A 20,531-nucleotide genomic window follows, 5' to 3' on the forward strand; every position below is an offset into this window, starting at 1 on the left:
CTTATAAGGATTTTCCATATTCTTCTAGTCTTTGTACAATCTCTTCTAGTTTCATTGCCCTAGAGGCTTTTACCATAACTAGGGTATTAGGAGTTAAAATTTCTTTCAACTTGATTAACAAATCCTCCTTGGACTCAAAGTGAAAACACCTTTCCTCTGGGAAGTTAAGCTTAGCAGCTTTGTAAATGTTTTTTGCCAATTCCCCAATGGTCAATACATAGTCTAAACTACTTGGATCCAGTTCATCGGCGATATCCTTATGGATTTGGACTTCGTTTACACCAAGCTCCAACATATCTCCTATGATGGCGATTTTTTTATCGTAGCCCTTTAGACTGTAAACCGTCTTTAGACAAGCTTCCAAAGACTGAGGATTTGACTTGTAAGAGTCATTTAAAATATCGAAGGTCTTTAAGTGGATAAGCTCATTGCGCATACCCGTCAAGTCGATGTCCGTAAGTCCCTTTGCAATTGATGGGTAATCCAATTTAAAGAATTCAGCTATGATTATAGCTATACCGCCATTGTACATTTGATGATAACCAAGTAGTGGCACAGAATAGATATGGTTATCCAAGGAGAAAGTGGTTCCAGAAGCATCTGCTGTTCCTGGTTCAATGACAAAGTCACAGCCTTCTCCCGTACCATAGGTTAAAGTGGATTCAGGAAGTTTAAACTCCTTAACTACTTTACGAAGTACAGGGTCATCACAATTGTAAAGGAAGATTCCATCTTCGCTTAAACCCTCTAATATCTCTAGTTTTGCCCTTGCAATATTCTCCTTGGTCTTTAACTTCAATAGATGTGAGTCGCCGATATTGGTGATAATTGCATAGTCGGGACGACATATATCCGTCAATAGTGCAATATCTCCAAATTTTTCCGTTCCAAGTTCCAAAACTGCCACTTCACAGTCCTCGTCTAAGGAGAATATGGTCTTTGGCAAACCGTATTCGTTATTATAATTTCTTTCGGTTTTTTGTACCTTATATTTTTGTTTTAATAACCCAGCAATGATATCCTTTGTAGTCGTCTTGCCATTGCTACCAGTAAGGGCAACCACCTTACAATCCAAGGAAAGTCGGTAGCTCTTTGCCAATTGGACCATGGCATCAAAACTATTTTCAACTAGGATTACAGGAATGTCATTTCTAGGCAAAAACCTCTTTTTCTCCCAGATAATTGCCCCGGCACCCTTGTCCAATGCATCGAAGGCAAAGTCATGGCCGTCAAAATTTTCTCCAACTATGGGAATGAAAAGATTATCCTTTTCTACAGATCTTGAGTCTGTGGAGACACCTTTAATCAAAACATCCCTATGGGATATATTGTAAAGCTCTCCATTGCACATAGTTGCAATGTCTAATAGTTTTCTCTCAATCATTATATTTCCCTTATAAGTTCCTTATCCTTATTATACCTTTCTATTGCATAATCTATGAGTTTCTCCAAAAGTTGAGGAAACTCAGTTCCGTCAGTAACCTTCCAAAGCATGGTGCTCATGGAGTGGTTGGTCATACCAGGAGCGGTATTTATTTCGTTTACCAACATCTTTCTATCGCTATCCCTTAAGAATATATCTACCCTAGCAAAGCCAGAACAATTGCAAAGAGTGTAAACTTTTTTTGCCAAATCCTGAACTTTTTTTGTCTCCCCTTCACGAAGTTCAAAGGGCACTATATGAATAGTGCTATCGTCAAAGTACTTGCTTTCATAGTTATAAAACTCCTGTTGAACTCTGGATACACCAGGTAGGGAGGCGATTGGGTCGTCGTTTCCTATAACTGAAACCTGTAACTCGTCACCTTGGATAGCCTCTTCCAATAGGACTTTATTGTCAAACTTCAAAGCCTCTTCGATAGCTTCTTTTAACATATCCTCTTCTACAACCTTGGTAACACCAATGGATGACCCGGAGTTACAAGGTTTTACAAAAATCGGCAAGCCCAAATATTTGACTATTTCATCACTATTTTCCAAAGCTTCCCTGTAGTTAAGTTTAGTTACAACTTTAAACTTTGCTTGTGGTATACCATTTTCTTCATAGACTTCGTTTGAAAGGGACTTATCCATACAAACTGCAGAAGCAAGTACTGAATTTCCCACATAAGGAGCATCTAAAATCTCCAAGAAGCCTTGTAGTTCGCCGTTTTCTCCATAAGTACCATGGACTATTGGGAAGAACACATTGTCCTCTTCCTCTTTATAATAATCAGTTAAAAACTTGGAAATAGAACCGCAAAGGCTGTCGCTACTTTCCAGTTTTAATTGGTTATAGTCCTCTATGAAGTCCCTACATTCACCATAGGGAATCCAACGTCCCTTTTTGTCTACATATAGAGGATATACTCTAAATTTTTTTCTGTCCAATCCATTGATTACATTTTGAGCAGAAAGGATGGACACTTCGTGCTCAACGGATATTCCACCGTAGATTACATATATATTTTTCAAATTTTACTGTCTCCTGTTCCTCTGAATAGGTTTATAATACTATAAGTTTGCTGTCTTTTCAATTTAAGTATACTATAATATAAATTAAGGGGTATATTACTGTAGGGTATCCTGAAAAAAAGAGGACTTATAAATGGAGGTTCAAATGACTCAAAGACGACTTATTGATATAGTAGAAGATTTGATTAAGTACAAGACCGGTAAAGAGATTAATGAAGTGGGAACAGTTGAAAAGTATGATGGACTTTCATTGGCGATAATGTCAAGGATTAATGAAGATTGGATTAAAACTAGAAAAGAAGACAAGTACAATAGAAAGGCCTATTATTTCTCAGCGGAGTTTTTAATAGGAAGGTCCATGGGAAATAATATTTTAAACTATGGAATTTATGACGAGGTAAAAGAGGCTTTAGATAAACTTAAAGTGTCCTTGGGCACCATTGAAGATGTTGAAGAGGACCCGGCCCTTGGAAATGGAGGACTGGGAAGGCTGGCAGCTTGCTTTATGGAGTCTGCTGCTACAGAAAACTTGCCACTTCAAGGATATGGAGTTAGATATTCTCAAGGGCTCTTTAAACAGTCCTTCCAAGAGGGATTTCAAAGGGAAGAGGGGGATGACTGGACTGCCCTTGGAGACAATTGGTCCGTTAGAAGACAGGCGGATACAAAAATTGTAAAATTCAAAGATCAAATGGTATATGCAGTTCCCTATGACAGTCCTGTAATAGGCTATAGGTCTGGAAGGGTTAACACCTTGAGACTATGGCAGGCAGAGGCGGTAGATGGATTTAACTTTATGAAATTCAACAACTTCCAATACGACGACTCCATGTCTGCAAAGAATAGGGCAGAGGACATAACCAGAGTGCTCTATCCAAATGACTCACAAAAAGCGGGAAAGATTTTAAGGATTAAGCAACAATATTTCTTCGTATCTGCATCCATTCAAGATATGGTAGCAAGGTATAAGAAAAATTATCCCCTTGATATCAAGTTTAAAAACTTTCCAAAGTATCATATCATTCAGCTAAACGACACCCATCCAGTTATGGCCATACCAGAGCTTATGAAAGTGCTTATGGATGAAAACTTTTTGTCCTGGGATGATGCATGGAAGATTACCAGTGAAGTATTTGCCTTTACAAACCACACCATCTTGGAAGAGGCTATGGAAAAATGGACTGAGGATATTTTAGATACCACCAACCCAAGGTGCCTAGAGATAATTAGAGAAATAGATAGAAGGTTTAAGGAAGAGTTAAAGAGAAGGGGATATTCTCCAGAGACCATAGACCATTTGGCAATCATATCAAATGGACTTGTTAAGATGGCAAACCTTGCAATCTATACATCTATAAAGGTAAATGGGGTTGCAAAACTTCATACGGAGATTTTAAAGCAGGAAACTTTAAGGGACTGGTACGAATTATATCCAAATAAATTTTTAAACAAGACCAACGGTATAACGCCTAGAAGATGGCTACTTTATAGTAACCCAGAACTTGCATCCTATATAACTGAACTCTTTGGCGACGACAGTTGGACCAAGGATCTTTCTAAATTGAAGGATTTGGAAAAATATGTAGATGATGAGGATGTGCTTGATAAAATTTGGGAGATAAAACAAAACAACAAGGCCAAGTTAGCAAGATATATCAAGTCCAATGAGGGAATTGACATAGACCCGGATTCTATCTTCGACATTCAAGTAAAGAGAATCCATGAATATAAAAGGCAGCTTTTAAATGCCCTTCATATCGTATATCTATATCACACCATCAAGGAACATCCAGAAATAGATATACCAAAGAGAACCTTTATATTTGGAGGAAAGGCTGCACCAGGTTACTTTAGAGCAAAATCCATTATAAAATTTATTAACGAGGTTGCAAAGCTGGTTAATAACGACCCAGTGGTATCTAAGAAGATAAAGGTGGTATTCGTGGAAAACTTCCGTGTTACCTACGGTGAGAAGATATATCCTGCTTGTGATATTTCAGAACAGATCTCAACTGCAGGGAAAGAGGCTTCTGGAACAGGTAATATGAAATTTATGCTAAATGGAGCTTTAACCCTTGGAACCTTTGACGGTGCCAATATCGAGATATTCCATGAGGCAGGGGTAGAGAACAACTTTTTATTTGGAGCTAAGGTGGAAGAACTACGCCAAATCGAAGACACTTACAACCCTAGAGAGCTTTACGAAAAGGATCCTATCCTAAAGAGGACAGTTGACACCTTGCTTTCAGATGAAATAAATGACAATGGTTCCTATATGTTTCTAGAAATTTACAATGCACTAGTAAATGAGAGAAATCCATATGCTGACAATTACTTTGTCCTATATGACTTCCATGAGTATAGAAAGGCCCATGAGAAGATAAATGAAGCATATAGGGATAAGAGAGACTGGGCAAGAAAGAGTTTGATGAATATTGCAAATGCCGGCAAGTTCTCCTCTGATAGAACCATCAGGGAATATGCCGATGAGATATGGAATATCTAGTTAATCTATAAAGAAGGGAGGGAGATTTTTGAGTAATAGTATTTTTAGTAGAAAACACGAGGAAAAAGAACAGATAGAAGCTTGGAAAAAGGCTATAAGGATTTACTTTGAAGGGGACGTGGAATACAATCAAAAACTTGATTTCCTAGAGCCTACAATAGAGGGGGATAAGGACCTTGAAAATATTCTAAGGGCCTTTGACAACAAGTACGACATGGAAGAATTAAAGTCACTTTGGGATGATATCATGTTGACTGCCTTCAATGAAGAACATAGGATGATCTTTGTTTACGATGGCATGGGAAAATTTACTCAGGATAGAAAAATCTCCTTAGAAAATTATCCAAAGGATTTGAAACTGGGATATCCTAGAAAGTTCTGGATAAAGAAATGCAAAGAAGTAAATGACAGTTCCACCATAGCTTTGCCAAACGCCTTAAAGGACAGTTTGGTGGACATAGTTGCAACAAAGCAGGGTTACATCGTCATTAGGATTATGCACGAAGAGATAGACTGGTCTTTGGATAGTTCAATGGATGTTCTTAGTCAAATGATTGAAAATGCCAAGACTGGTAAATTTGGAATTACTTGGTAGAAATTTTTAATAGGTGTTATCCATCTATTTTCAAAAGTTACAACAAATCAACATCTAAGGATTTGTAGGTTAATGGTGTTATAATATTCACGAGGTGATCTTATGTATTGTCCTGAATGTGGAGAAAAAATACCTGAAAAGTCTAAATTTTGTCCAATGTGTGGATTGAATATATCCGAATTCTTTAGATGTAAATTTGATGTTCACGGACAAGATATTGAAAATAAAATTGATAATACTCGAAAAGATAATATAAAAATAGATAGATATAATGATAGGGAAGATGAAAATAAGGGTATCTATGAAACTAAAGAGGAAAAGGCAAGACGTTTTGACGAAATTTTAAAAAATGCTGGAAAAACTGAGACCGTTTCAATGGATAAAGATTTAAATGAAGCTATTTCTGAAGAAAAGACAACGGAAGAAACTGTAAAATTTGAAGAAGAAAATCCTAGGACGGTTTCAGAAGAGGATGTTATAGGAAATGAAGACCCTATTCTGGAAGATAAAGAAGTTGATTTTACAGAGGAAAAAGATGATTTTACCTTTGAAGAAGCAAATTCCTCAAAGGAATATAAAAATTCGGTGGAAAGTCCGATTAAATTTACAAAAATAGGTAATATTATTGCTAAAGTCAACAATAAAGCTGTGGACTCTATCTATTCTTGGGTGAAAAAATTTATAAAACTTTTGGAAAAACCAGGAAACTACTATAGAGATATCTGCATCATCCTTTCCTCGATTTTTTTGCTTATGACAAATATAGAAGTCATCCGCAATTCAAGTCCAGTACAGACCCTAAGTTTCAATAGGTTTTTGATAACCATAGTTGTCTCCCTTGGTGCATTGACCATAGTGATACTAAAGCCCTATGCTATTATGACCTTCGATAAGATGGATCTTTTAAAGCCTATAGATGGCCATAGAAAGTTTTCAAACTGTGTCATATTTGCTACCTTAGTATGCACAATTAGATTGATTCTTCATTTGGTATTTGCCTTTGTGCCGGGAACAGGCCTGATGCTAGGTTACTCCTTGAAACCAAGGGGATTTGTTCTATACATCATCTCCCTATTATTGGAGATACTCATAGTCCAAGGGACTTTAAAGGACAAGTGGAAGGGTAATAGAAATATCAAAAATCTGCAATTTACATCTCTCGTGATAGTAGGCCTTGAAATTGCAAGCGTAATATTCTTTAGACCGCTGATTACCATGATGATTGAAAGATTATAGGTGATACTTTGATTTATACCATTAGTTTAAACCCCTCCGTCGACTATATAGTGGAAGTCGATGAATTGAGGGAAAATTATAAAAATAGAATGAAAAATGATCTAAGGGTTCCAGGAGGAAAGTCCATAAATGTTGCAAGAGTACTTAGAAGGCTGGGGATGCCTTCAGTAGCTACAGGATTCTTAGGTGGATATGCGGGAGAGTTTATTAAGGACTGGCTAAATATGGAGGGAATAAACACCTCCTTTATTGAAATTGACGATGAAACTAGGATTAATATTAAACTTTATAAACAAAATATCATCATCAATGGCAAAGGACCTAATATCTCATTTAATGAACAATCGGAATTTTTATATTTTATTTCAAGAATTAGAGAAGGAGATACCATTATCCTTATGGGAAGTCTTCCTCCAAATGTGGACGAGGACATTCAAGACAGGATAATCTCAATTTGTAAAGCTAATGGTGCAGAATTTATCGTGGATTCAACAGCGGAAAAATTAAAGGACTTTATAAAAAGAGGGCCTTTGATGGTCAAGCCAAATATCTCCGATGTTGAAGAAATTTTTAATATTAAAATTGAAGATGAACCCACACTTATTGAATGTGGAAAGAAAATATTGGCAATGGGTGCAAAACATGCAATAATATCCTTAGGAAAAGATGGTGCCTACCTCTTTAGTGGAGACTGTGTCTACAAGGGAGATGGAGTTAAGGGAGACGAGGTTAGAACCGAAGGGGTTAGAGATTCTATGATTGCTGGTTTTATTGCTACTTATATTAGAACTGCAGATCTAGAGGAATCTTTCAAAATTGCCATGGCCTGTGCCACTGCCACTGCTTTCTCTAAGGACTTGGCAAGAAGAGAGCAGATTGAAAAGATTTCAAAAGAAATTGTGGTCCATAGGCGGTGCTAGTATTTCCACATTGGGCATAATTGTAGTATGATAAATAGTAAGAATATATTTAGGTGGGTATTGTAAATGAAATTACAAAAGATAAATCGATTTGCCATAGGAATTGGCGCAATTATTTTTGTTCTTATTATCTCATTAGTTGCATCTTATGTAGTCAGTCAATCGAGCCTGGGAAAATTGGAGAGGGAAGCGGAAAATTATATTTCCAGTGGGGAATATGGCCCTGCTTCAACCATCTATGCAAGACTCTATACCAAGACCGGCGACGAAAAGTATAAGGTAAAACGAGATGACACTATTAAAATGAAAACCGAGGCAAAGGTATATGAACAGGGAATAAATAAGTTAGATGAAGGTGACTATCTTTCTGCCGTTAGAATATTTGGAAGAATTGATAGAGAAAACTCCCAGTTTAATAAACAGGCTAAGGAAAAGTTAAAGGAAGCCGAAACCAATATACTTAATCAAGTGAAGCAGGCTATGGAGGACGACAATGTCTATCTAGCTTCATCCATAATAAAAGACTATGTAAAAATAGCTGGAGAGATCGAGGAGTCTAAGAAACTTTTGGCAACTGTAAATAAAGCTGTTGGCGAAGGGGAGGAAGTGGCTTCTGAAGAAGAGGATTCCGAGACCAATGTTGATGTAGGGGATATAAAGACCGAAGATTTGCCGGAAGATCCAAAAAACTGGGTTGGAAAGACTGTGAAGATTCAGTCTCCTAGGTCCAATCTTAGACAGGAACCAAACCTAGAAGGAAAGATTGTGGGACTAGCAATTTCGGGAGACCCTATTCAAATAACCAAGGTTAAAACCGATGGTTCAAGAATGTGGTGCTACGGAACCATAACAAATTTACGTAATGGAAAGACCATTAAGGCGTGGATATCAAGTAAAAATTTATAGATTTTTCAACTGAGACTTTTTTAGTCTCGGTTTTTTTATGGGTTAGTTTTACTTTGATTGCTTATCAATAAATAATGATTAGATAAAACAATTAATAAATAAATTGCAGGGAATTTATTAGATAAAGCTATAAAGGAAAAAGTTAATTTTGTTTTGCTTTATGCAATCGGAAATATTTAACACGAATATAACCATAAACTAGAAAGTGACGAATTTGAATGTTAATTGACAAACGATTAGGGTATATTTATAATTGGATAGATTAATTAAAAAAGGAAAGGATGATTTAATGAAAAAACTTATTGCAATTTTGTTGAGTTTAAGCATTTTCATAGGTAGTTTTGGAAACCTAGGATATGCAGCAGAAAAAAATGCAGTGGACAATGACTATGAAAAAGATGAACGTGGATTCATAATTGATGAAACTTTAAAACCACTGCCAGACGATGATGATGTAGTAGAGATATCCGACTGGAACCTAAAGAGGGGTATTGTACTTCTTTTTGGAGGAACTGTGGATGATGTGGATGACGCGGTTATAACCAAAAGAATGTTAAGAAGAATTCACAGACTATCCCCTGAACAATGTGGTGCCCACGACCGTAAGGAGATAGGAATAAAGGTTAAGGATATATCAGAACTTGAATATGCGACAAACCTTGAATGGTTTAGTGCGGTATATCAAATCTTTACTGATTTAACGCCTTTAAAGAATGCTAATAAGATGGTTCACTTGGACTTAAGATCCCTTGGAACCGACGAAAATAGAGTTACGGATATCAGTCCATTAAAGAATATGACTGAGTTGGAATTTTTAAATCTTTCCGATGCTAAAATCGAAGATACTTCTATACTTTCCAACTTCACAAAGATGAAGATTCTAAATTTATCATTTACTAGAATAGATAATTATGATTTTGCATCTAATATGAAGGATCTAGAGTATATTAGATCTGACTTTAGCCCTATTAGGAGTTTAGAGCCTTTGAGAGGATTAACTAAATTAAAGACAATTCTTGCCTCAGCTCCAAAAGTAGACTATACAAAACCGATTAATGAAAATTTAATAGACTCTGTAGAGCCTTTAAAGGATTCAACCAGTCTAGAGGAGGTTGACCTTGGAGGACACCATGTCAAAGACGTAAGTTCATTGAAGGGTTTAGTAAACTTAAAGAAATTGGTACTGACCAACAATAGAATTGAAGATCTAGAACCACTACTGGCTTTACCTAAATTAGAAATCCTATGGGTTCAAGGAAACCCTGGATATCCTGGCTATGAAACAAGTCAATATGCCTATCTTGAAGCAAAGCAGATATTCAACAGTCTAAATAAGGGAAGTTTAAATAAGGAAGATATCCCTACTTTAGAAAAACTTGAAAATGCAAGTAATCAAGTTAAAGCTTTCTTCAATGATGACACTTTAAACACTTTAATGAGTTACAAGGAACAATTAAAAACTAAGGATTCTGTAAAGAATAGTGCTTTTGAAGATATTAATACAAGTTCTACACCAGAAGACCCAACTCCTGAAACACCGGAAGAACCAAAACCTGAAGATCCAGAAGATACAGGTATTAAAAAAATAGTAGAAGTTATTGACCAAGACGAAATTACTATAAAAAAGGGAGAGGACATCTCCAAATTATTACCAGAGATGGTAAAGGTTAAGTTAGCCCAAGGTGGAATCGAAACTAAGGATGAAGAGCCGAAAATAGGAACTTTTAGAAGAAACTTTAGAGACGGTGAAGAGTTTGGTGCAACTTCTATTGCCTATAAGATAGTCGATGAAAATGGAAATCTTTTAAGTTCTAAGGATCATCTTGGAATGTTAAAGGGAGTTTCCCAAGATGAATACAAGAAGGAAATCTACTTTAATCCAGTAGGAGATTTTTATGAATATGTAACTACTGGGGATGACCACTTCTTCAATCTTGAAATAGTTTCAGACAAATATGAAATGGTTGGCGAATATGGATTTAAACAGGAATACTGTACTATCTATAAGGATGGAACTGTAAGGGATGTAAAGGCCAATGGTGAAGCTTTAAGTCGCCATGATGCCAATAAAGAACCAGAAAAATTCTATGTGATTCATGTAAAGGAAAAGGGTCAAGAGCCTGAAACTCCTGAAACTCCAACTGAAAATCCAAAACTTGGAATCGCTAAAGATGGTAAGCATCAAACTATAACCTATAAAGTGGTAACAACCGATGGAAAGGTATTGAGTTCAAAGGAATATCCAGGACTTATATCTGGATATAACATGAACCCTGACTATGTGAAAAGAGCAGTTTCTAATGGCGACTATTTCACTATGAAGACCGATGGAGTGACTGAAGAGTACCGTGTTCAACTTCATTCCAAGGACTATGAATTAGTTGGAACCTACGAATTTGGTATGGACTATGACCAAGGGACAATGGGTGGAAAAGTGACTGTTGTTAAAAACTCCAATACCACACCTACCTATTACGAAGTAGACGATAAAGAGATTCCAGAAGAGGTATTTGTAATAAAGGTAAAACCATTTGGAACAGAATATCCTGTGGACCCAGCACCGGTAGATCCAACTCCAGAAGAACCTACTGTAAAGCTTGGTCTTGGTAAGGATGGCAACAAAGAAACCATAACTTATAAAGTTGTTACAACTGACAATAAGTTAGTAAGTGCAAAGGATTATCCAGATTTATTAAAGGTTACAGATGTAGAAGGGTATGGTTCAGTACAAAAAGTTACAGCAAATGAAGATTATTTCACAGTAACTTCTAATATGGAAGCCTATGTGTTCAATATCACATTGAACTCCCAAGACTATGAATTAGTTGGAAGATACTCAATTGAAAATGATAGTTTTGGTAAAATTTCAAATATTACAAATAGTAATTTTGAAAATGACAAGTACTATGTTAAAAATGGAGAGATTCCAGAAGAGGTATTTGTAATAAAGGTAAAACCATTTGGAACAGAAGATCCTGTAGATCCAACTCCGGTAGATACTACACCAGAGGAACCTACAACTGGTTTAGGAATTACTAAAGAGGGAAGAAATGAAGTTACAACTTTTAAGGTTGTTGACGAAAATGGCGATGTTGTAAGTGCAAAAGACTACCCAGACCTATTAAAGGTTACAGATGAAGGGGGATTTGGTTCAAACCAAAAAGTAACAGCAAATAAGGATTATTTCACAGTAACTTCGTCTTATGAAGACTATGTTTTTAATATCTCATTAAATTCTCAAGACTATGACATAGTTGGAAGATACTCTATTGAATATAGTGATGGAGGTAAGGTTTCAAATATTTCAAATAGTAATACCAAAAATGGCAAGTACTATGTAAAAAATGGAGATATTCCACAAGAGGCCTTTATTATCCATGTGAAAACCAAAGGGGACAACATCCTTTCAGCATTAGAAAAATTACCTGTACTATTTGCTAGAACACTGAATAAATTGACAGCTGCTGACGACACTATGGGCTTAAAGGTTAACTGGAATTTGGATAATTTCAAAAATGAAGTTGGAACTTATGTACTAGAGGGAGAACTAGTATTACCAGAAGGTATTACAAATCCTCAAGAACTTAAGGCCAAAGTCACTGTAAATGTAGTCGAAGATGAAAAAGATCCAGGGGATCCAACTGACAATACAGAGACTACAGAACCATCAGATTCAACTGATAAACCTGATACCACAGAACCAGTAAAACCTAGTCCAGGTGTACCATCTGAAACAGAGGACTCTACAGAGCCTACTGAGGTTTCAAAGGTAGAAACTACAAGGACAAAGGGTAATGACAGATATGAAACTGCCATTGAAATAAGCAAGAAGATGTACGATAAATCTGAAGTTGTCATCGTTGCAGATGGAAGAAACTTCCCAGACTCCTTGACAGCAACAGTTCTTGCTAAATATAAAAATGCACCTCTTCTATTATCCGACGAGGGAAAAGCTCTTGATAAAGTAGTTGAGGAACTAACAAGACTAGAAGCAAAAGAGGTAATCATCGTTGGTGGTGATTCTTCAGTTAGCACAAATGAAGAAAATAGATTTAAAGAAATTGGTAAAGTTTCAAGAATATATGGATCAGATAGATATGAAACTTCTCTAAAGGTAGCCCAAATTATCTTAAAGGCAAATCCTAACCAAGATACTGTAATTGTCGCAGACGGAAGAGACTATCCTGACGCTTTAGCAATTGCACCAGTTGCAGCAAGAGAAAATATGCCAATCATCCTTTACGATGGAACTGGTATTGGATATGCTCAAAGCCTATTAAAAGAATTCTCAATCAAGAATTCTATAATAGTAGGAGGTAAGGACTCTGTAGATAAGACTGTGGATTCCCAATTTGAAAAGTCTATAAGACTTGCAGGAGCAGACAGATATGAAACAGCTGTGAAGATAGCAAGAAAATACTTTGAAAATACTAAAGAGATGGCTTTAGTAAATGGAAAAGACTTCCCTGATGCCCTAGTTGTTGGCGTTTATGCAGCTAATAACAATATGCCAGTACTACTAACAAGACCTGAAAAACTTGATAGATATGTTAAGGCATATATGGACGATAAGGACATTGAAATTGTAAATATCTTTGGTGGAAAGAGTTCCGTTGCTGAGGATATAATAAAATAATACCTACAAAAGGCACTGAAAGTATACCTTTCGGTGTCTTTTTTTACTTCAAATCTAAGGTAACTCTAACAAAATAAATAGCTATAAAAATCATGAAAACCTTATTATTTAGAGTTTTTAGTATAAAATAGGGAAAAGTGGTTAACTTTAACATGGATTTAACAATTACAATCTTTTTATTTAACAAACCATTGGTATAGTTAAGACACTAAGATTGTGGAGGTAAAAATGAAAAACAAATTTAAAATTTTAGGTATTTTAATGGCTGTAGTTCTTTTATTTACAGCATGTGACAAGACAGGAACCAATAATGGTTCAGAAGAGAGTTCAGGAGCAACAACAGAAGCTACTGAAACAAGTGAACAAGGATCAGAAGAAACAACAGGAGATGGAATGACAGGAGAAATTTCTGTTATCTCTAGAGAAGATGGTTCAGGAACAAGAGGAGCTTTCGTAGAACTAGTAGAAGTTATCGACGGTGACAAGAACGATATGACTACTGAAGAAGCTGTTATCCAAAACAACACTGAAGCAGTTATGACTACTGTTGCAGGAGACAAAAATGCTATTGGATACATCTCATTAGGATCATTAAATGACACTGTTAAAGCATTAAAGGTTGACGGTGTTGAAGCAACTCCTGAAAATGTTGCAAACAACAGCTACAAAATAGCAAGACCTTTCAACATTGTAACTAAGGAAGAACCACAAGGAGCAGAAGCTGACTTTATCGGATTTATCCTAAGTGAAGATGGACAAAAGGTTGTTGAAGAAGAAGGATATGTAAAGAGTCCTGAAGCTAAAGAATTTACACCTGACCCTAACGTTAGTGGAGACATTGCAATAGCTGGATCTTCATCAGTAACTCCAGTAATGGAAAAACTAGTTGAAGCTTATGGAAAAATCAATCCTAATGTAAAAATCCAAGTTAACATGTCAGACTCAACTACTGGTGTTCAAAACGCTAAAGAAGGTGTTGCAAACATAGGTATGGCTTCAAGAGAGCTTAAAGATAGTGAAAAAGATTTAAAGAAATTCGTTATTGCAATGGACGGTATTGCAGTAATTGTTAACAAAGATAGTTCAGTTGAAGAAATTTCTCTAGATAGTTTGAAAAATATCTACCTTGGAGAATTAACTAAGTGGGAAGACGTTAAGTAAGAGAGAGATGGCAATGGTAGATAAAGCGAGAAGAAATTTTTATAGGAAAGAGAATGCATTTAAAGGGATAGCCTTTGTGTCTACACTTACCTCTATCCTAGCCGTAGTTGTAATCTGTCTATTCATCTTTTCAAGAGGACTACCAACTATAAAAGAAATTGGAATAAAGAACTTTATCTTAGGGGCCAAATGGGCCCCTAATGCCAATCCAGCTAAATTTGGAATTTTCCCTTTCATCCTATCAAGTTTCTATGTAACTTTAGGGGCGGTTTTACTGGGAGTTCCAACGGGTATATTCACTGCGGTTTTCATGGCTAAGTATTGCCCTAAAAAACTGCATTCTACCTTTACTGCTGGAATTAACTTAATGGCAGGTATTCCTTCTATTATTTATGGTTTCTTTGGTCTTACAGTTGTTGTTCCAGTTATAGCAAAGGCTATAAACAAAAACGGATTGACGATGCTTGCTGCAATTATAATACTTGCAATAATGATATTACCTACAGTTATATCTTTGTCTCAAGCAGCGATAAATTCCGTAGAAAAGAGTTATTATGAAGGTGCAATGGCACTAGGTGCCACAAAGGAAAGATCTATTTTCACCGTTGTACTACCTGCTGCAAAGTCAGGTATCATATCAGCTGTGATCTTAGGAATGGGTAGAGCTATAGGAGAGACCATGGCGGTAATTTTAGTAGCTGGTGGACAGCCAAGAATGCCAAATGGTCTATTTAAAGGTGTTAGAACATTGACTATGAACATTGCATTGGAAATGGGTTATGCTGCTGATTTGCATAGGGAAGCCCTTATAGCAACGGGAGCAGTTTTGTTTATATTCATATTGATAATCAATATAATATTTGTAATCAGTAAAAGAAGGAGGATTAAGGAATGAAAACAGGTTCAAGAGTTTTAAAATTTCTAGTTTACTTCTTTTCAGTTCTTACATTATTAAGCTTATTATTTGTAGTAGCATTTATTCTAATCAAGGGAGTAGTTCATTTGGAACCTAAACTATTTGCCCTTAAATACAATAGTGACAATGTTTCTATGTTCCCAGCGATTATAAATACATTGATAATGGTTTTAATGTCTTTATTGGTTGCAGTTCCCCTTGGAATTTTAACTGCAATTTATTTGGCAGAATATGCGGATCAAGAAAATAGAATAGTAAGAGTTGTAAGAGTAACAGCCGATACACTGTCAGCGATACCATCAATTGTCTACGGTCTATTTGGTATGTTATTTTTTGTTATATATTTGAAATGGAATATTTCACTTTTAGCAGGAGCAATGACTACTGCAATTATGATACTTCCATTGGTTATGCGAAGTACTGAGGAAGCATTGATAGCAATTCCTCAATCTCTAAGGGACGCTAGCTTTGGTCTTGGTGCAGGAAAGGTAAGAACTATTTTAAAGATAGTTGTACCAAGTGCAATGCCGGGAATTTTGGCAGGTGTAATATTGGGTATAGGTAGAATTGTAGGTGAAACTGCTGCACTTCTATTTACATCAGGTACCGTTGCCGAAATACCTAAGAAAGTTGTAGGTCCGGCTTCTGGAGGTAGAACATTGGCACTACACATGTATGCCCTATCCTCCGAAGGTATGAATGTTAACCAAGCCTATGCGACAGGCGTAATTCTATTAATTGTAATATTATTAATAAACGGTGCTTCAACAGTGCTGGCTAAAAAACTTGGAAGGGAACAAATAGATGAGTAAGATAAAAATCGAAAATTTTAATTCATATTATGGGGATTTCCATGCTATAAAAAATGTAAATATGGATATCGAAGAAAATGAAGTTACTGCTTTTATCGGACCTTCAGGATGTGGAAAGTCCACTCTTTTAAAGAGTCTAAATAGAATGAACGACTTGGTTTCATCCTATAGAAAAGAGGGTAATATATATCTGGACGGAAAGGAAATTTTTTCTGAAATAGACGTTTATGAACTTAGAAAGAGAGTAGGGATGGTGTTCCAAAAACCAAATCCATTCCCAATGTCAATCTATGATAATATCGCCTATGGTCCAAGGACACATGGTATCAAGAACAAGAAGACTTTAGATGAAATAGTTGAAAGGTCATTAAGTCAAGCGGCTATTTTTGATGAAGTTAAGGACAATTTGAATAAATCTGCATTGGCTCTTTCCGGAGGGCAACAACAAAGGATTTGTATAGCAAGAGCTATGGCTGTTGAACCGGAAGTAATTTTATTGGATGAGCCAACTTCGGCACTGGATCCAATTTCAACTTCTAAGATAGAAGAACTTTTAGACGAAATCAAGAAAGAATACACAATTGTAATCGTAACTCATAACATGCAACAGGCAACAAGGGTTTCTGATAAGACAGGTTTCTTCTTGTTAGGGGATCTAGTGGAATTTTCTGATACTGAACAATTATTTAGTGTTCCTCGAGACCAAAGAACTGAAGACTATATTACAGGACGTTTCAGCTAGGGGGAAAAATGAGAAGTAAATTTGATGAAGAATTAAATTTGTTAAATGATGAATTAACAGAGATGGGAGATTTGATCTCCGTTAGAATAATAGAAGCCGTTAGAGCTTTTAGACATAAGGATCTTATTAAGGCTAAATTCATTATGGACAATGATGAAGATGTAAATGAATACGAGAGAAAGATCGAAGAGAGAGCTCTAAAGCTGCTTTTACGTCAACAGCCAGTGGCTAGTGACCTAAGGTTAATTTCATCTGCGTTAAAGATGATTACAGATATGGAGAGAATAGGAGATCACGCAGTGGACATAGCGGAAATTGTTATGACCATTCCACAGGTTACAAAGGACGAAACATATCAAAAGATTATTGTAATGGCTGATACTTCTATTGAAATGTTAAAGGAAAGTTTAAAGAGTTTTGTGACAGGAGATCTATCCCTTGTAGACAATATTAGTAGACATGATGATAGAGTTGATGGATTTTTCGACGAAGTCAGAGAAGATGTAGTGGGAGAAATCAGAGCCGATACAATCGGAGCTGAATATGCAATTGATATTTTGATGATTGCAAAGTATCTTGAAAGAATAGGAGATCATGCAGAGAATATTTCAGAATGGGTTGAATATTCTATCACAGGACAACACGTACAAAAGTAGGTATGATGAATGAGGACAGTTTACTTAGTTGAAGATGAAGATAATATAAGAGACTTAGTTGTTTATGCCTTGAACAATTCCAACTTTATTGCCAATGGCTATGTGGATGCTGAAGGGTTAATGGAAGGCTTGGAAGAAAAAGTACCAGACCTGATTTTACTGGACATAATGTTGGAAGGTAAGGATGGGTATGAGATTTTAAAATTTCTGAAGGAAAATTCGGAATATAAGGATATTCCCGTAATTATGGTTACAGCCAAGGATGAGGAAATCGACAAGGTTAGAGGACTGGATATGGGGGCAGATGACTATGTCATTAAGCCCTTTGGAGTTATGGAACTCATTTCCAGAATTAAGGCTGTGTTGAGAAGATATGGCAAGTCACAACCAGAAGTACATGGCGGGAAAATCTATTTTAGAGATATAGAGATGGACCTTTCTAAAAGAGTTGTCAAAGTCGGTGGAGAAGAAGTGAAATTAACCTATAAGGAATTTGAGCTTCTTTACTACCTTATCGAAAACAAAGATATTGTTTTAACAAGACAAAAGCTGACTGAAGAGATATGGGGCTTTGACTACGAAGGAGAGACTAGGACCATCGACGTTCATATAAGGACGCTTAGACAAAAACTTGATAGGGACGGATATATTGTAACTGTGAGAAATGTCGGTTACAAGATCGTAGATGAGGACTAAAAATGGATATGAATCTTGTAAAAAAAGTAGGATTATCCTATTTAGGGGTATTTTTGGTTTTTAAAATACTTTTAGATTATGTTTTTCATGCCAAAAAAGACCTGACGACTTATACAGGTCTTATTTTGGTTCTTTGCGCTATTTTAACCTATTTTCTACTTAGACATCAGAAGGGTAAGTACAATCCAAAATCCCTTTCTGCTATTATAATTTCCGAAGTGTTCAACGACGACAATCTGGACTTAAAATATGATAAGGATATAAATGAGCTTCTGGACATTTTAGAAAATGAAAAGGGTAACTCCATGTTTTCCATGGCCCAATATAAGACCATGGAAAAACTTAGGTCGGAGTTCTCTGCCAATGTTACCCATGAATTAAAGACTCCCCTAACTTCTATTATAGGCCATGCTGAAATGATTCAAACTGGAATAGCCACAGGGGATAAGGCAAAGGAGTTTTCTGGAATAATAATTCAAGATGCAGGAAAACTCTTAGAGCTTATTAACGACCTTATTGCCCTATCAAAGTTTACGGGCAAGGAAGCCATCAGTTTGGATTTAACCACCTTTGATTTAATGGATTTAGTCGATGAGAGCATAAAGGACATAAGCAATATGGCTAGAGTAAAGGGTGTGGACATAATACGTAATATGGACCCGGTTACGGTGACTGCAGATAGAGAAAAAATAAAAAATTTACTTAATAATCTACTCTCCAATGGAGTAAAATACAATAAAAAGGGCGGAATGCTTAAAGTTACTGTCTATAGTAACCTGGATGAGGCGGTTGTAAGGGTTAAGGACACTGGAATAGGAATTTCAAAACCAGACACTGCAAGAATATTCGAAAGGTTTTATGTGGCGGACAAATCCAGAGGGAAAAACGCCGGAACAGGACTTGGTCTTTCTATAGTAAAACATACGGCCCTCGCCCATAACGGTAATATTAGGGTAAAGAGTACAATTGGAGAAGGCTCTGAGTTTATATTTACATTTCCAAAAAAGGGTCCGGAAAAGACCGACTATACCATGGGAGAAAATTCATAGTCTCATTTTTTCAATTTGAGGCCTTATTTGAATGTGAGGATTAAACTAGGGTATAATATTTATAACTGCTATTTTTTAAAAGATGGGATAGATTTAAATTCCCATTGGCATTTATATCTTATAGTTATAAAAATTTCTAAGGTGAGATTATGAAATGTGAATTTTGTGGAGAAGAATTACAAGAAAATTTCAAATATTGTACAAATTGTGGCATGCCTGTAAAGGTTAAAAAGGCGGAAAATAAGAATGTAGAATATTTTGAAATCCTAGAAAAGAAGAAAGAACCTTCTAAATATGACTTTAGTGGATTTCTTGAAGACTATAAAAAAGAAGAAGAGAAGGAATTTAAAGAAAGTCAAAGAAAAAGACCGATTTTCAATAAGGAAAATGTTGAAGACAAAGAGGATTTTGATAAGGATAACACCTCTAGAATTTTAGAGGATGAAGAAGAGGACAATTTAGAGGATACAAAGAAGAGAAGGCTTTTTGAAAGGACCGACTATGACCTCTTTGAATCCATTAGAGAGAACAAATCCAAAAGTTTTTACGAAGAGGAGAAAAGTTCATCTAATTTTTTTGAACGGTTTAAGAAAAAGGGCAATTCTAAAAAAGAAGAGCCTAAGTCTCAATACAGTGAAGAGAAATTTTACGACAAAGACAGCTTTGAAGATGAAAGAGACTTTAGAGAGGACTATGTTCCAGAGGGGTTTATACCAAAGAGCGAGTTAAAAAGGCTAAGAAGACAAAATCAAATGAGAACTGTAACCAATTTTATTTTCAATATAATCGTCTTTGGTGTAGTTTTATTTGTTTGCTTTACTGGAGCAGAAACCTTTAAAGGTTTCTTCGCTAGATATTTTTCGATATTTGATGGGATGTCACCTAGATTCTTTATAGCTTTGACTACTTCAGCAGCTCTGTTTTTGCTAATACCCTTTTTCAAATGTAGGGGCAATGCTAAAGTTCCGCTACTCATATTTTCTATTTTAATCAGTTGGACCCTTTTAGGGTGGATAGTGCTTATGATTGTAGCAACAATATCCAATAGAAAGTGGGACAAGAGGGTAAGGGACTTGATTATGTAGTATTGGCAAAAGGTGTTAATTGTGATAACATAGACTTTACCTGGGAAAAGAACTAATACCTTTGGAAGCCATTAAAGAGAGAAAGTGGTTGGTGAAAACTTTCTGGTAAACTTTGGGAACCTGTCTTGGAGGTTGCAGACAAAACTGCAGGGTTGTGCCTT

Annotated in this window: 16 protein-coding genes; 14 read left to right on the forward strand and 2 right to left on the reverse strand. The window is 36.0% G+C overall.

Features of this window, described 5'->3' with window-relative positions:
- Nucleotide 1: 1 nt before the first annotated feature.
- Together murF and Q1K37_RS02030 are read right to left on the reverse strand one after the other, a co-directional pair.
- Nucleotides 2-1,384 (reverse strand): UDP-N-acetylmuramoyl-tripeptide--D-alanyl-D-alanine ligase, encoded by a 1,383-nt coding sequence (gene murF / locus Q1K37_RS02025; RefSeq protein ID WP_300408861.1) that lies wholly within the window; start codon nt 1,382-1,384, stop codon nt 2-4.
- On the reverse strand, nt 1,384-2,454 hold the full coding sequence (locus Q1K37_RS02030; protein WP_300408862.1) for a D-alanine--D-alanine ligase family protein: 1,071 nt from the start codon (nt 2,452-2,454) through the stop codon (nt 1,384-1,386). The genes murF and Q1K37_RS02030 overlap by 1 nt, the downstream gene beginning before the upstream one ends.
- 145 nt (nt 2,455-2,599) lie before the next feature.
- Here Q1K37_RS02030 and Q1K37_RS02035 point away from each other — a divergent pair, with 145 nt between their 5' ends.
- The 14 genes from Q1K37_RS02035 to Q1K37_RS02100 all read left to right on the forward strand — a co-directional run bounded on the left by Q1K37_RS02035 (nt 2,600) and on the right by Q1K37_RS02100 (nt 20,370).
- Nucleotides 2,600-4,960, forward strand: coding sequence for a glycogen/starch/alpha-glucan phosphorylase (locus Q1K37_RS02035; protein WP_300408863.1), 2,361 nt, complete (start codon nt 2,600-2,602; stop codon nt 4,958-4,960).
- A gap of 28 nt (nt 4,961-4,988) precedes the next feature.
- Nucleotides 4,989-5,555: a hypothetical protein gene (locus Q1K37_RS02040; RefSeq protein WP_300408864.1), complete on the forward strand. Its 567-nt coding sequence runs from the start codon at nt 4,989-4,991 to the stop codon at nt 5,553-5,555.
- A gap of 102 nt (nt 5,556-5,657) precedes the next feature.
- Complete coding sequence (locus tag Q1K37_RS02045) at nt 5,658-6,791, forward strand: zinc ribbon domain-containing protein (RefSeq protein WP_300408865.1); 1,134 nt, start codon at nt 5,658-5,660, stop codon at nt 6,789-6,791.
- Between the two features lie 8 nt (nt 6,792-6,799).
- The gene (locus Q1K37_RS02050; RefSeq protein WP_300408866.1) at nt 6,800-7,711 is read left to right on the forward strand and encodes a 1-phosphofructokinase family hexose kinase; all 912 of its coding nucleotides are present in this window, start codon (nt 6,800-6,802) and stop codon (nt 7,709-7,711) included.
- A 66-nt stretch (nt 7,712-7,777) separates the two neighbouring features.
- Nucleotides 7,778-8,617 (forward strand): hypothetical protein, encoded by an 840-nt coding sequence (locus Q1K37_RS02055; RefSeq protein WP_300408867.1) that lies wholly within the window; start codon nt 7,778-7,780, stop codon nt 8,615-8,617.
- Between the two features lie 289 nt (nt 8,618-8,906).
- Nucleotides 8,907-13,253 (forward strand): cell wall-binding repeat-containing protein, encoded by a 4,347-nt coding sequence (locus Q1K37_RS02060; RefSeq protein ID WP_300408869.1) that lies wholly within the window; start codon nt 8,907-8,909, stop codon nt 13,251-13,253.
- Between the two features lie 228 nt (nt 13,254-13,481).
- Nucleotides 13,482-14,414, forward strand: coding sequence for a substrate-binding domain-containing protein (locus Q1K37_RS02065; protein ID WP_300408871.1), 933 nt, complete (start codon nt 13,482-13,484; stop codon nt 14,412-14,414).
- 13 nt (nt 14,415-14,427) lie between these two features.
- A complete protein-coding gene (gene pstC, locus Q1K37_RS02070; RefSeq protein ID WP_300408873.1) occupies nt 14,428-15,309 on the forward strand; it encodes a phosphate ABC transporter permease subunit PstC in 882 nt (293 codons plus the stop codon).
- On the forward strand, nt 15,306-16,142 hold the full coding sequence (pstA, locus tag Q1K37_RS02075) for a phosphate ABC transporter permease PstA (protein WP_300408875.1): 837 nt from the start codon (nt 15,306-15,308) through the stop codon (nt 16,140-16,142). Before pstC ends, pstA begins: the two co-directional genes overlap by 4 nt.
- On the forward strand, nt 16,135-16,884 hold the full coding sequence (gene pstB, locus Q1K37_RS02080) for a phosphate ABC transporter ATP-binding protein PstB (protein ID WP_300408876.1): 750 nt from the start codon (nt 16,135-16,137) through the stop codon (nt 16,882-16,884). The genes pstA and pstB overlap by 8 nt, the downstream gene beginning before the upstream one ends.
- Before the next feature lie 8 nt (nt 16,885-16,892).
- Nucleotides 16,893-17,540 (forward strand): phosphate signaling complex protein PhoU, encoded by a 648-nt coding sequence (gene phoU, locus Q1K37_RS02085; protein ID WP_300408878.1) that lies wholly within the window; start codon nt 16,893-16,895, stop codon nt 17,538-17,540.
- 9 nt (nt 17,541-17,549) lie between these two features.
- Nucleotides 17,550-18,236: a response regulator transcription factor gene (locus Q1K37_RS02090; RefSeq protein WP_300408880.1), complete on the forward strand. Its 687-nt coding sequence runs from the start codon at nt 17,550-17,552 to the stop codon at nt 18,234-18,236.
- 2 nt (nt 18,237-18,238) lie between these two features.
- Nucleotides 18,239-19,285, forward strand: a complete 1,047-nt coding sequence (locus tag Q1K37_RS02095; protein WP_300408882.1) for a HAMP domain-containing sensor histidine kinase — start codon at nt 18,239-18,241, stop codon at nt 19,283-19,285.
- 149 nt (nt 19,286-19,434) lie between these two features.
- The gene (locus Q1K37_RS02100) at nt 19,435-20,370 is read left to right on the forward strand and encodes a hypothetical protein (protein ID WP_300408884.1); all 936 of its coding nucleotides are present in this window, start codon (nt 19,435-19,437) and stop codon (nt 20,368-20,370) included.
- Nucleotides 20,371-20,531 lie beyond the last annotated feature (161 nt).

Origin of the sequence: Lagierella sp., assembly GCF_029983815.1 — a bacterium.
In the GTDB taxonomy this organism is placed as follows: Bacteria; Bacillota; Clostridia; order Tissierellales; family Peptoniphilaceae; genus Mediannikoviicoccus.

Excerpts from the sequence above, each read along its gene's own strand:
- murF (WP_300408861.1), bottom strand. The coding sequence starts at position 1,384 with ATGATTGAGAGAAAACTATTAGACATTGCAACTATGTGCAATGGAGAG.
- Q1K37_RS02035 (WP_300408863.1), top strand. The coding sequence starts at position 2,600 with ATGACTCAAAGACGACTTATTGATATAGTAGAAGATTTGATTAAGTAC.
- Q1K37_RS02045 (WP_300408865.1), top strand. The coding sequence starts at position 5,658 with ATGTATTGTCCTGAATGTGGAGAAAAAATACCTGAAAAGTCTAAATTT.
- Q1K37_RS02055 (WP_300408867.1), top strand. The coding sequence starts at position 7,778 with ATGAAATTACAAAAGATAAATCGATTTGCCATAGGAATTGGCGCAATT.
- Q1K37_RS02060 (WP_300408869.1), top strand. The coding sequence starts at position 8,907 with ATGAAAAAACTTATTGCAATTTTGTTGAGTTTAAGCATTTTCATAGGT.
- Q1K37_RS02065 (WP_300408871.1), top strand. The coding sequence starts at position 13,482 with ATGAAAAACAAATTTAAAATTTTAGGTATTTTAATGGCTGTAGTTCTT.
- pstC (WP_300408873.1), top strand. The coding sequence starts at position 14,428 with ATGGTAGATAAAGCGAGAAGAAATTTTTATAGGAAAGAGAATGCATTT.
- pstA (WP_300408875.1), top strand. The coding sequence starts at position 15,306 with ATGAAAACAGGTTCAAGAGTTTTAAAATTTCTAGTTTACTTCTTTTCA.
- pstB (WP_300408876.1), top strand. The coding sequence starts at position 16,135 with ATGAGTAAGATAAAAATCGAAAATTTTAATTCATATTATGGGGATTTC.
- phoU (WP_300408878.1), top strand. The coding sequence starts at position 16,893 with ATGAGAAGTAAATTTGATGAAGAATTAAATTTGTTAAATGATGAATTA.
- Q1K37_RS02090 (WP_300408880.1), top strand. The coding sequence starts at position 17,550 with ATGAGGACAGTTTACTTAGTTGAAGATGAAGATAATATAAGAGACTTA.
- Q1K37_RS02095 (WP_300408882.1), top strand. The coding sequence starts at position 18,239 with ATGGATATGAATCTTGTAAAAAAAGTAGGATTATCCTATTTAGGGGTA.
- Q1K37_RS02100 (WP_300408884.1), top strand. The coding sequence starts at position 19,435 with ATGAAATGTGAATTTTGTGGAGAAGAATTACAAGAAAATTTCAAATAT.